This window comes from Pseudomonas sp. V98_8 (genome assembly GCF_029967975.1).
Classification (GTDB): domain Bacteria; phylum Pseudomonadota; class Gammaproteobacteria; order Pseudomonadales; family Pseudomonadaceae; genus Aquipseudomonas; species Aquipseudomonas umsongensis.
In genome coordinates, this window is record NZ_JASCAE010000062.1 from 20,032 (window position 1) to 32,561 (window position 12,530).

Genomic DNA, 12,530 nt, shown 5'->3' on the forward strand with positions numbered 1-12,530 from the left:
AGGTCAGCGGAAATCCCGGCTGCGCACGCTGATGCCGTCGAGCAGTGGACTCAAGTCGCTCAAGCGCCCGGCAATCAAATGCCGCACCTCTCCCTCCTTCTCCCAGCGCCCATCGACCTTGAGCAACTGCGAGCCCACCAGCACCTGGCGCTGGCGCTCGGCCAGGTCGCGCCAGACCACCACGTTGACGTTGCCGAACTCGTCTTCCAGGGTGACAAAGGTCACGCCACTGGCGGTGCTCGGGCGTTGTCGGCCGGTTACCAGCCCGGCGACGCTGACCGGTCGCCCGTGCTCCACCTCCAGCAACTCTTTCGAACTGCGGCAGCGACGGGCTTTCAACTCACCCCGCAACAAGGCCAGCGGATGCGGCCCGAGGGTGGTGCCGAGGCTGTTGTAATCGGCCAACAGGTCCTCGCCGACCGTGGGTTTGGGCAGCGCCACCGCGCCTTCCTCCTGACGGGGCAGGCGGGCAAACAGGCCGAGCTGCTTTTGCACCCCCGCCACTTCCCAGCGCGCTCGATGCCGATCACCGGCCAGCCCGCGCAAGGCACCGGCATCGGCCAGTTGTTCCTGGGCGCGGGCATCCAGGCATGCCCGTTCGCCAAGGTCAGCGATGTCGACAAAGGCGCCTTTAGAACGCGCCGCCTCGATGCGCCGGGCATCGTCCTGGCGAAAGCCCTTGATCATGCGCAAGCCCATGCGAATCGCCGGTTGCGCACCGGCAATCGGTTCGAGGCTGCAATCCCAGTCGCTGGCCCGCACGTCCACCGGACGAATCTGCAAATGGTGACGGCGCGCGTCCTGCAGGATCTGGTCCGGGCTGTAGAAACCCATGGGCCAGCTGTTGATCAGGGCACAGGCGAAGGCCGCCGGTTCGTGGCATTTCAACCAGCAACTGGCGTAGGTCAACAAGGCAAAACTGGCGGCATGGGATTCGGGAAAACCGTAGCTGCCAAAGCCTTTGATCTGTTCGAAGATCTGCGCGGCGAAATCGGCGGTGTAGCCTTTTTTCTTCATCCCGGCGGCCAGGCGATCCCTATGCGGTTCCAGTCCGCCATGGCGTTTCCAGGCCGCCATGGACCGGCGCAACTGATCGGCTTCGCCGGGGCTGTAGTCGGCGGCGACGATGGCGATCTGCATGACCTGCTCCTGGAACAGCGGCACGCCCAGGGTGCGCTTCAACACCTCGCGCAACTCTTCGGAGGGATAGCTTTCGAGCTCTTCCTTGTTCCGCCGCCGCAGGTACGGGTGCACCATGCCGCCCTGGATAGGACCGGGACGAACGATGGCCACCTCGATCACCAGGTCATAGAACTCGCGGGGCTTGAGCCTGGGCAGCATCGACATCTGTGCCCGGGACTCGATCTGGAACACGCCGACGGTGTCGGCGCGGCCAATCATGTCGTAGGTCAACGGGTCTTCGGAGGGGATCGTCGCCAGGCTCAAGTCCAGGTTGCGATGACGACGCAGCAAATCGAGACAACGACGAATCGCGCTGAGCATGCCTAATGCAAGGATATCCACCTTGAGCAGGCCGACCGCGTCCAGATCGTCCTTGTCCCACTGGATGATGGTGCGCTCGGCCATGGCCGCGTTTTCCACCGGCACCAGGGTGTCCAGGGGATGCTCGGAAATCACGAAGCCACCGGGGTGCTGGGACAGGTGCCGGGGGAAACCGATCAGTTGCCCGGTCAAGCTCAATACCCGGCGCAACACCGGGCTCTCGGGGTCGAAACCACCTTCGCGCAGGCGCTCCACGGGCGGTGTTTCATCACTCCAGTGACCACAGCAATCGGCCAGGGCATTGATCTGGTCCGGCGGCAACCCCAACGCCTTGGCCACATCGCGCACCGCGCCCGCCGCGTGATAGGTGCTGACCACGGCGGTCAATGCCGCGCGGGTCCGCCCATAACGCTGGAACACGTACTGCAAGACTTCTTCGCGGCGCTCGTGCTCGAAGTCCACATCAATGTCCGGTGGTTCGTCGCGCTCTTTGGAAAGAAAGCGCTCGAACAGCATGTTCATCCGGTCGGGGTCGATCTCGGTAATGCCCAAGGCGAAACACACCGCCGAGTTGGCCGCCGAGCCTCGGCCCTGACAGAGGATTTTCTCGCGCCGGGCGAAGGCGACGATGTCCTGGACAGTGAGGAAATAACTCTCGTAGCCCAGCTCGGCAATCAGCCCCAGCTCCTTGTCGATCAGCCCGCGAACCTTCTCGCTCGCACCCTGGGGCCAGCGCTGGCGAATGCCCCGCTCGGTCAGTTCCCGGAGCCAGGAGGCTGCGCTGTGCCCATCGGGCACCAGCTCGCGCGGATACTGATAACGCAACTGCCCCAGATCAAAGGTGCAGCGCCGGGCAATGTCCAGGGTTTCGTCGAGCAAGGCTGGCGGATAGAGCTCGCGCAGCACATCGAGGCCGCGCAGGTGCCGTTCGCCGTTGGGGTGCAAGCGCAACCCGGCATCGGCTACCGGCAGGTGATGACGGATCGCGGTCATGGTGTCCTGCAGGGCCCGGCGCCCGCGCGCATGCATGTGCACATCGCCGCTGGCCACCGCGGGTATCCGCAGTTCCCCGGCCAGCGCCAGGAGATCATTCAGTCGCCGGGTATCGTCCTGGCCGCGATGCAGCTGGACCGCCAGCCACAGGCGCTCGGCGAAGACCTGCTTCAACCAATGGCCCTGCTCAAGGTCATCGACCGCGTCCGGCACCCACAGCGCCAACAGCCCTGGCAATGCTTCGTCGAAGTCTTCGCGCAGCACTTGATACTGACCTTTTTGCGTACGACGTCGAGCTCGTGTGATCAGTCGGCACAGGGTCTGGTAACCCTCGAGGTTTTCCACCAGCAACACCAGCTTCGGGCCGTTCTCAATGCGTACTTCACTGCCGATAATCAGTGGCAGCTCCACGGACTTCGCCGCTTGCCAGGCGCGAACGATACCCGCCAGGGTGCACTCGTCGGTGATCGCCAGGGCCTGGTAGCCCTGTTTTTTCGCCCGCTGGAACAATTCCAGGGCACTGGAAGCACCGCGCTGGAAACTGAAGTTCGACAGGCAGTGCAGCTCGGCATATCCGGCGTTCACGCGAACCAGCCCTGCAGCCACAACGGACCACCCTCGCCCACCGCACGATAGGCCCAACCCTGCTGGCCGGCACGGGTTTCGATCAAGTAGTAATCACGGCGCACGTCATCGCCGTCCCACCAACCGGACTCGATGCGTTCCGGCCCCATGAGGATGCGCGTCGAGCCTTCGTGCACCGCCAGCGGTTCGGTCAGCAGCCAGCCCGGTCGCTGCACGGTCGGCAATCGCGCACCGGGCTGGCTGTCGGCACTGGCCTGCCACGCGCACTCGGGCCGGTGATCGGCCTGGAAGCGCAGGCCCTGCACGGCATCATCCCCCAGCCGTGCGCGCAGGCGTTCGCGCAGTTGCTCCCAGGGCAAGGTCTGCTGCGGGCGATCGTCGAACAGCTCCTGAAACTGCGGAACGAAGCTCGGCAAGTCTTCGGCGCGCAGGCGAAAACCGCGCACAGGGGCCTCGACCTGGACTTGCTCCAGGCGCCCTCGCGCCAGTTCGAACAGCATCGCCGGATCGCGTTCGGCACTGAGCAGGCCGACCTTGATCAGCGTGTCCGGCAATCCGGCGTGCTCCAGGTGCAGGTCGAAACGCTGCACACCGCTGTCCCGACCGCACAGGAACGTCGACAGATCCCCCGTCAGGCGACGCAACGGAAACAGCAAGGCCTGATGGGACTGCACATCGAAATTGAGCTCGATGCGTACATCGAAACGGTCCGGCGGCAGGTAGAACGCCAGCGCCAGGCGTCGTATGCCCAGCAATTCATCCAGGTGCTTGAGCACCTGGGCCTCGAAACGCCGGGCCAGGCTGTGCCGGGGCAACGCCTGCATCTGGCTCAAGGTGCGCAGGCCCATGCGCGACAACGCCGTGGCCACGCTGGCCGCCAGACCGATGCGGTCGATGGGCATGTGCCCCAGGTGATGCTGCAAGGCTTGCTCGTCGGCCACCACCAGGCCGTCGTAGGCGTTGGCCAGCATCCGCGCCGCCACCGGATTGGGCGCCGCGACGATGCGGTGACGAAACCCCAGTTCGCCGAGTTCGCTGCGCAGGCGCGCCTCGAATTTCGGCCAGGGGCCGAACAGTCCCAGGCTGGACTCGATTTCGAACACCAGCGCCCGCGGATAATGCACGCTGACCTGGGAGCTGAAGCGATAAGCCCAGGCGGCCAGGAATTGCTGCCAGTGTTCGATATCGGCGACGTCGTACTCGGCGGTGGCAAAGCCCTTGCTCAAGGCCTGGGCGGCGCTCATGGACTGGCCGGGGCGCAGACCCAGCGCCCGCGCCGGGCCATTGACCGCCTGCAGCACCCGCCGCTGGGCCGGGCCGGTCAGCAGTGCCAGCGGCTCCTGGGGGTCGGCGCGCTGACGCAGTACCGCGTCCAGCGCCAATTGCGGAAACAGAATACAGACCCAGCGCATGGCAACCTCAATGCCCCACGGCGAAGGCAATCGGCGCCGAGCGGGCTAATCCGCCGCGGCACTTGAGCACCCGTAATTGCGCGGGCTTGGCATCGATGGCGATGCGCAGGGCCGCTGGCGAAGGGTTGATCGCTTCGCTGAGCGAGCGATAGGCGAACGCCAGGGTCGAGCCGGTTTCCGCCGCCACCTGCAAGCGGCGCAAGGCGCGGTCATCGGCCTTGTGCGGCCAGCACAGCACCGCACCACAACTGCCCGAACGCAGGCATTGTTCCGCCGCCCACAACGCATCGCGCTCGCTGGCCTGGATGATCGACAACTGGCGCAGATCGACCCCGGCGTTCTGCCAGGCCTGGGGGTATGGCACGCAGGGCGGCGCCACCAGCACAATGCGCTCGCCCGCCGCCGATAGCCGCGCCAGTGCTGGCCACACCAGTTGCAACTCGCCCACGCCCTGCCCGGCCAGGAGGATTTCCGTCAGCGCCGCCTCCGGCCAGCCGCCCGTGGGCAGTGCCGCATCCAGCGCGGCATGGCCGGTGGGTTGCGGGCTGGCAGCCGGCGGCGCAGGCCGGCCCATCCAGACCTGGCCGCCATTGAACAGCGTATCCAGCGCAACGACGGCACCCATCAGCCTTGCCTCACCAGGCCGCAGAACACCCCTTCGATGGCCAGGTCCCGGTCGGCCTCGACGATGATCGGTTGATAGGCCGGGTTGCGCGGCAACAGGCGAACCTGGTCGCCGACCCGCTCGAAGCGCTTGATGGTGACTTCACCGTCGAGCCGCGCCACGACGATCTGGCCATTGATGGCCTCGGGGCTGCGGTGCACGCCCACCAGGTCGCCGTCGAGAATGCCGTCCTCGATCATCGAGTCGCCGCGCACCCGCAGCATGTAGTCCGGCACCCGCGAGAAAATCGATGGGTCGAGCAACAAGCGGCTATGGACCTCGGCATCGGCACCGATCGGCGCACCGGCCGCCACCCGGCCGAGCACCGGGATGTCCAGCAGCTCGGGACGCGGCGGCTGGCCGAGCAAGCGAATGCCCCGGGCCTGATGTGGATTGACCTCGATAAAACCGGCCTCGGTCAGCGCCAGCACATGCTTGCGCGCCACGCTGCGGGAGGCGAAGCCGAACGCCTCGCTGATTTCAGCGAGGCTCGGGGACTGACCATGCTCCGCGATTCGATCACGGATAAAAGTCAGGATGGCGGTGCGGCGGGGAGTTAATGTCGTCATGGAGTACATTTGTACTCTTTCCGCAATTTCCTGGCAAGTACCTGCCCCTCTGTAGGAGCGAGCATGCTCGCGATGGTCGTCAACGATAACGCGGGAAGCCTGACACCCCGCGGCGCTCACAGGTTCATCGCGAGCATGCTCGCTCCTACAGAGGGGCCGCCAGAAACGCCGTGATGTAATCGATGAACGCCAGCACCTTGGCCGTGGCCCGCCGATGGCTGGGGTACACCGCCAGGATGTGCGGACCGAAGCTGTCCGGATCGATGTCGTAGTCGGCCATCACCCGCACCAGTCGCCCATCGGCAATGTAAGGTGCCGCGCTCCACAACGGCGTATGCAGCAACCCGCGCCCGGCCAGGGCATTGGCCAGCAACAAGTCGTAGTTGTCGCTGCGCAGGCGGGGTGCCTGGGGTTGCGGCAAGCTCAGGCGCTGGCCGTCGCGCTCGGCCCACCAGAATTCGCGGCTGAGCAAAGGATGGCGGTACAGCAACCATTCGTGCTCATCGAGGGTCTGGGGGGTGACCGCCAGCCCCTTGCGCGCCAGATACTCCGGACTGCCGCACAGCGCCAGGCGATTGCTGCCAACGACGCGGGCAATCAACCCCGGCAAGTCGTCATGCCCTTCACGCAAGGCCAGGTCGTAGCCGCTTTCCAGCAGATTGACGAACTCGTCACACAGGTCCACTTGCAGGTTGATCTGCGGGTATTGCTCGAGAAAACCGCCACACACCTGATCGAGAAAGGCCTGCCCATAGGCCAGCGGCGCGGTGATTTTCAGACTGCCGCGCAAACCGTGCTGCAACTGCTCGATTTCCTCGCCGGCCTCGTCCAGGCGCTGCAAGACCTGGCGCGCGGTTTCCAGGTACAGCCGCCCGGATTCCGTGAGCAAGATCCGCCGGGTACTGCGCTCGAACAATCGCGCGCCGAGTTCCGCTTCCAGGTGATTGACCGCTTTGGTCAGGGCCGACGGGGTCTTGCCCAATTGCTCGGCGGCGCGACTGAAGCTGCCCAGTTGCGCCGTGACCACGAACATTTTCAGTGCACCCAGTTTGTCCATTCTTTTTCCATTCAGGCAAAAGCGTTTTTCGTGAGCGAGGCGTTCTGCCGAGCACGGCGAGCCACTAATGTGGCCATCAGACGCAATAACAAGGAAACATTCAATGAAAAGATTCATCCCGAATCTGTTGCTGGTGGCAGTCAGTTTTGCCTCGTTGGAAGCCATGGCCGCGACTGACCTGGTGCTGTTCAACGGCAAGATCTTCACTGCCGACCGCAACCAGCCCAAGGTCCAGGCCCTGGCCGTAAAGGACGGAAAGGTGCTGCAAGTGGGCAGCGATACGCAGATCAAGGCCCTGATCGATGCGCAAACCAAGGTCGTCGACCTGGACGGCAAGACCCTGATGCCAGGCCTGATCGACAGCCACTCCCACGGGATTTTCGGTGGATTGGAGAAGGTTTCGGCCAACATGGAAGACGAGGTGGTCGACCTCGATGAGCTGGAAAAGCGCCTGCGAGCCTGGCGTGACGACGGTAAGGCCAGGCATGGCGATGTCCTGAGCGTGGCCGGCATGAGTTCGGCTTATTGGGCGCAGGCCGAAGCCTTGGGCAAGCAGTTCAACAGCGGCGAATGGGCCGACACAGCCGTGGTGTTCACCGGCAGCGACCACCATACGGCGTGGGCCAACAACGTCATGCTCAAGCGCGCTGGCGTCGATGCGGCGTTGCTGAAAAACCTGCCGGACGCCGAGAAAGACACCATCGGCAAACTCGCCGACGGCAACCCCAACGGCTTCCTGGTGGACGCTGGTTGGGACCGGGTCGCTTCGAAAATGCCGGCGCCAAGTGCCACTGACATGCTCAAGGCGGCGCAAACCGCCGTGAGCTACAACAACAGCCTGGGCATCACCGCCTGGATGGACCCGGCCGCCAACGCCGCGCCCGGCGAACCGATATTCGCCCTCAAGCCCACGGAAAAAACCGTCGGTGTGCTGCCGGTGTACAAGGCCCTGTCCGAAAGCGGCGGTATGACCGCTCATGTAGCGGCGCTGTTGGTAGCCAACGGCAAGAGCGTTCCCGCCGATCTCGATACTCTGGACAAGGTCCGCCAGCAGTTCCAGGGCATTCCCAACCTGACGCTGCCCGGTATCAAGATCTTCGCTGACGGCGTGATCGAGTACCCGGCCCAGAGCGCCGCGATGATCGATCCGTACACCAACTCGCACAAACCGGGCGAATTGTTGATCGATCCGAAGCATTTCGGCGAGCTGGTCAGCGCGATCGATCAGCGCGGCTGGCTGGTGCACATTCATGCCATCGGCGACCGCGCCGTACGCGAATCGCTGAACGGCATCGCCCAGGCGCGCAAGGACCGACAGAGCGGCGTGACCCACTCCATCACGCACCTGCAGATCGTCAATCCGAAAGAATTCGCCCGCTTCAAACCGCTCGACGTCATCGCCTCGATGCAACTGCTCTGGGCCAGCGCCGACGATTACACCACGGACATGATCAAGCCTTACGTCAGCGCCCTGGCGTTCCGTTACCAATACCCGGCGCATTCTTTGCTCAAACAGGGCGCGACCATCGCCGGGGCCAGCGACTGGCCAGTGTCTTCGCCCAACCCGTGGAACGCCATGGCCCAGGCCATGACGCGGGTGGGTCCGCTGGGGGTGCTCAACGCCGATGAACGCATCGACCGCGAAGCCATGTTCTACGCCTACACGCTCAATGCCGCGCGCACCCTTGGCCTGGACAAACAGATCGGCTCGCTGAGCGCCGGTAAACAGGCCGACTTCATCGTCGTCGACCGTGATGTGTTCAGCGTCGACGAAAAAGCCCTGCACGACACCCAGGTGCTGCAGACCTGGTTCGCCGGACGTCAGGTCTACGCGCCAACCCTCTAATAGAAACCTCAGTCACACACCTCTCCGACCTCGTGTTTTCAACACGAGGCACGGCTCAGCCTTGTCCGATTTCTGCCCATAACAATCACAATAGCGGGACGTACCATGAAAGCTTTCACCCTGTTCGCCCTCGGCTCCTTGAGCCTGCTGCCTTTGAGCAGCCAAGCCATCCCCTTGAATGATGATTTCGCCTTGTTGCTGGACGTGACCCTGGCCAGCGACTATCGAACCCGCGGCATCTCGCAGACTCAGAACGACCCGACACTGCAAGCCGGCGCAACCCTGGCCCACAGCAGCGGCCTGTACCTGGGCGCATGGACCTCCAACGTCGACTTTGGCGGCGGCCTGAAAACCCGGCAGGAGGTCGACTACTATGCCGGTTGGTTGTGGCAGGCCACCGATGACGTCAGCCTCGACCTGGGCTACCTCAAATATTCCTACCCGAAAGAGAGCCAGTTCAACCAGAGCGAGGCCTACGGCATTCTCAGCGTCTACGGGGTGAAACTCGGTGCCTATTACTCCGCCGATGCGCCGGGTATCGATAGCGAGCAGAACTCGCTCTACAGCTATGTCGGTTACGAAACCGAGCTGCCCTACGGCGTTGGCCTCAAGCTGCGTTACGGCGACATGGACTTCAAGGACCCGCAACTGTACTCACGCTCGGGTGAGGCTGAAGACTCCTACCGTGAGTGGGAGATCAAGCTGACCCATGAACTGGCGGGCATGATGCTGGGCCTGAGCTACATCGACACCGACCTGTCGAAAAGCCAGTGCCTGAGCAATTGGGGCTTCGACGATGTGTGTAGCGCGACGGTAGTGGCGAGCGTCAGCAAGTCCTTCTGACTGCACTGGCTCCCCTGTAGGAGCGAGCATGCTCGCGATGGACTCAAGAACGCCGCGTTTAACCAGAAACCACGCGTTAACGTTAACGACCATCGCGAGCATGCTCGCTCCTACAGGCTCGGAGTTAATCCTTCGAGATAGGCCCACGGATATATTCCGCGTTCATGCCCATCACTGAACACCAGTTGCAACCCATACCCCTGCGAATTCACCTCGACCAACCGAACGCGGTCGTCAACCAGCGGCGTCATCCCGCGCAAGCGAAACGCCCGGCATTGCGAACACGGGCACTGGCGGCGCAACTCGGCATGGTCCAGCCACTGCTCGCGGCCATTCGGCCAGTTCAGTCGCAGCTGCTGCCTGCTGCGGGAGTTGCCGATGGACAGCGGGTTCATTGCAGCTGACTCAGGGCAATGCGCACCGCTTTGCGCACTTCCGGATCACCGTCGTCCTGCGCGGCCAGCAATGGGGCGATGGCGCCTTTCTCGTTCAACTCACCGAGGGCCAGGGCGGCTTCCTTGCGCAGGTTGCTGATGCGGTGGCCGAGGGTTTCGATCAGCGCGTCCAGTGCCTGGGCGTAACGCAAGCGGCCGAGACTGCGGGTGGCGCGCAGGCGCACTTGCCAGTAATCGTCGCTCAGGGCTTGGACCAAGGCAGGGCCGGCGTCGATGTGGCCGACCTTGCCCAGGGTGGTGGCGGCTTCCTCGCGCACTTGCCAGGCCTGGTCCTGCAAGGCTTGACGCAGGGCCGGCAGCACCTGCTCGTCAGACGCCAGGCCGAGTGCGCCGGTCGCGGCGCGGCGCACTTCGGTGTCCGGATCGGCACTGGCCAGTCGAGCCAGGGCCGGCAAGGCGTCGAGCTGTTTGAGCCAACCCAGCACGCCGACGGCTTCACGGCGGACATTGGCCTCCTGATCGCTCAACGCAACCAGCGCCGCCGGGGCCGCTTGCGGGTAGCGCAATTCACGCAAGGCCCTGAACGCAGCAATGCGCACGCCGATGTCGGCATGCCCGGTCCACGGCAGGATCACCTCACCCGCCGCTTCGCTCTTGAGCAGGCTGAGGCTTTGCGCCGCAGCGGCTTGCACCGCAGCCGATGGATCGGTCAGGGCCTGGCACAGCGCTTCGACCACAGGCTCGTCCTCCCAGGCTTCGAGCAACCGCGCGGCTTCGGCACGAACGTCTTCGGCCGGGTCTGCGGACAATCGGTTGACCAGCCACAGCAGGCCGTCCGGCTCTTCCAGGTCGGCCAGTTCGATCAGGGCGATGCGGCGCACGCCGGCATCGTCGTCGGTCAGGCGTGGTTGCAGGGCGAGAATGTCATCGTTATCGGTTACATCGAAGAGTGAGGTCATAGGGCAAATCGCGGCAGTTTGTTTTCTGGAGGAAGTCCGAGAGGGTTAAGGCGTGGTAATTGCCGACCGTCTTCGTGACGCAGTAATTCAAGGCAGTGACGCTTCAAGCGGGAGAACTCGTGGCTGGTCACCAGTTCGGTGGTGCGTGGCCGGGGGAAATCCAGGCGCAGGTCTTCGATGATCCGACCGGGACGCGTGCTCATCACCAGCAGGCGGTCGGCGAGGAACAGCGCCTCGTCGATGTCATGGGTGACGAACACTACGGTGGTGCGAATCCGCGTCCAGATGTCCAGCAGCAGTTCCTGCATGTTCAAGCGGGTCAGGGCATCGAGAGCGCCAAAGGGCTCGTCCATCAGCAACAAACGTGGGCGATTGACCAGCACCCGGGCGATCTCCACCCGTTGTTGCATGCCACCGGACAACTGATCCGGCCAGCGCTCGGCGAAGCCTTCAAGGCCGACCAGGGCGAGGATTTCATCGGCGGCCTTGTCCCGTTCGGCTTTACCGATGCCGCGCATTTTCAGGCCGAACGCAATGTTGTCGCGCACCGTGCGCCAAGGGAACAGTGTGTGCTGCTGAAACACCATGCCGCGTTGAGGCGACGGGCCGGACACCGGCGCGCCATCAACCTTGAGGCTGCCATCGCGCGGTTGCAGATGACCGGCCAGGGCGCCGAGCAAGGTCGACTTGCCACAACCGGACGGCCCGAGGATGCACACGAACTGCCCCGGTTCGATCAGGCAATCGAGGCCCTGCACGGCTTCGAAGGCCGCGCTGCCCTCGCCCAGGCTGATCGACAAACCGCGGATATCGATCCGCCCTTCGGGCTGTAGAAAAACACTCATCAGGCTTTTCCTCGTGGTCGATGCCAGGGCGTGAATACACCGCCCAGGCGTTTGATCAGCAGGCTGCTGCCCATCCCGAGTACGCCGATCAGCAACATGCCGACCACAATGTCGGGGTAGTTCTGAATGGTGTAGGACTCCCAGGTGTAATAGCCGATGCCGTATTGGCCGGAGATCATCTCGGCGGTCACCAGGCAAAACCACGACGTGCCCATGCCGATGGAAAGGCCGGTGATGACGCTCGGTGCGGCCCCCGGCAGAATCACTTCCAGCAGCATCGCCCGTCGCCCTGCCCCGAGGCTTTTCGCCGAAGCGATCAGCCGTGGATCGACGCCTTCGACACCGTGCACGGTATTGAGCAGGATCGGGAACAGGGCGCCGGTAAAGGTGATGAAGACCATCGACAGCTCGGACGAGGGGAACATCAGGATCGCCAGGGGAATCCAGGCCACGGCGGGAATTGGGCGCAGCACTTCCAGCGGTGGCAGCAACAAGTCTTCGGCCCATTTCGAGCGACCGATGGCCAGGCCCAGGGCGACGCCGATCACCAATGCCGCGAGGTAACCGGCGAAGACCCGGCTGAGGCTGCTGCCAAGGTGTCGGGCGAGTTTGCCGGAGTCACCGAGGCCCAGTGCCGCTTCAATCACGGCAAGGGGTGTCGGGACGTTGGCGAAGGTCACCAGGCCGAGGTTCCAGTGGTGGCGGGCGGCGAGTTGCCAGAACAGCAGGCAGAGCAACAGCGAGGCGGCTCGGGGGAGCCATCGGTTAAATGATCCGTACACAATAATTCCTCTCAACCAACATCACTGTGGGAGATTCTATGGTTGAGGTGAAGCCCTCAACTTGTTTTCGGTTGGTA

The 12,530-nt window shown here is 63.9% G+C and carries 11 protein-coding genes; 2 read left to right on the forward strand and 9 right to left on the reverse strand.

Annotated features, from left to right (window positions below; genetic code table 11):
- Positions 1-3: 3 nt before the first annotated feature.
- The 5 genes from QLG10_RS20810 to QLG10_RS20830 form a co-directional block, all read right to left on the reverse strand.
- Positions 4-3,102: an error-prone DNA polymerase gene (locus QLG10_RS20810; protein ID WP_282487943.1), complete on the reverse strand. Its 3,099-nt coding sequence runs from the start codon at positions 3,100-3,102 to the stop codon at positions 4-6.
- Entirely contained in the window at positions 3,078-4,493 is a 1,416-nt protein-coding gene (locus QLG10_RS20815) for a DNA polymerase Y family protein (RefSeq protein WP_110753310.1), read from the reverse strand. Before QLG10_RS20815 ends, QLG10_RS20810 begins: the two co-directional genes overlap by 25 nt.
- Positions 4,494-4,500: 7 nt before the next feature.
- Positions 4,501-5,118, reverse strand: coding sequence for a translesion DNA synthesis-associated protein ImuA (imuA, locus tag QLG10_RS20820; RefSeq protein ID WP_282487944.1), 618 nt, complete (start codon positions 5,116-5,118; stop codon positions 4,501-4,503).
- On the reverse strand, positions 5,118-5,735 hold the full coding sequence (lexA, locus tag QLG10_RS20825) for a transcriptional repressor LexA (RefSeq protein ID WP_020795462.1): 618 nt from the start codon (positions 5,733-5,735) through the stop codon (positions 5,118-5,120). The genes imuA and lexA overlap by 1 nt, the downstream gene beginning before the upstream one ends.
- 136 nt (positions 5,736-5,871) lie before the next feature.
- Positions 5,872-6,783 (reverse strand): LysR family transcriptional regulator, encoded by a 912-nt coding sequence (locus QLG10_RS20830; protein ID WP_282487945.1) that lies wholly within the window; start codon positions 6,781-6,783, stop codon positions 5,872-5,874.
- A gap of 103 nt (positions 6,784-6,886) precedes the next feature.
- Here QLG10_RS20830 and QLG10_RS20835 point away from each other — a divergent pair, with 103 nt between their 5' ends.
- On the forward strand, positions 6,887-8,629 hold the full coding sequence (locus QLG10_RS20835) for an amidohydrolase (protein WP_110753312.1): 1,743 nt from the start codon (positions 6,887-6,889) through the stop codon (positions 8,627-8,629).
- A gap of 105 nt (positions 8,630-8,734) precedes the next feature.
- On the forward strand, positions 8,735-9,472 hold the full coding sequence (locus QLG10_RS20840; RefSeq protein ID WP_110753313.1) for a TorF family putative porin: 738 nt from the start codon (positions 8,735-8,737) through the stop codon (positions 9,470-9,472).
- A 110-nt stretch (positions 9,473-9,582) separates the two neighbouring features.
- Here QLG10_RS20840 and QLG10_RS20845 read toward each other — a convergent pair whose 3' ends face one another.
- From QLG10_RS20845 to QLG10_RS20860, 4 genes are read right to left on the reverse strand one after another with little or no spacing between them, the layout of a single operon-like run.
- On the reverse strand, positions 9,583-9,867 hold the full coding sequence (locus tag QLG10_RS20845; protein ID WP_282487946.1) for a gamma-butyrobetaine hydroxylase-like domain-containing protein: 285 nt from the start codon (positions 9,865-9,867) through the stop codon (positions 9,583-9,585).
- Positions 9,864-10,826 carry a HEAT repeat domain-containing protein gene (locus QLG10_RS20850; protein ID WP_282487947.1) on the reverse strand — a complete coding sequence of 321 codons (963 nt, stop codon included), beginning with the start codon at positions 10,824-10,826 and terminating at the stop codon, positions 9,864-9,866. The genes QLG10_RS20845 and QLG10_RS20850 overlap by 4 nt, the downstream gene beginning before the upstream one ends.
- Positions 10,823-11,671 (reverse strand): ABC transporter ATP-binding protein, encoded by an 849-nt coding sequence (locus QLG10_RS20855; protein ID WP_110753323.1) that lies wholly within the window; start codon positions 11,669-11,671, stop codon positions 10,823-10,825. The genes QLG10_RS20850 and QLG10_RS20855 overlap by 4 nt, the downstream gene beginning before the upstream one ends.
- Complete coding sequence (locus tag QLG10_RS20860; protein ID WP_282487948.1) at positions 11,671-12,453, reverse strand: ABC transporter permease; 783 nt, start codon at positions 12,451-12,453, stop codon at positions 11,671-11,673. The genes QLG10_RS20855 and QLG10_RS20860 overlap by 1 nt, the downstream gene beginning before the upstream one ends.
- Between the last annotated feature and the right edge of the window lie 77 nt (positions 12,454-12,530).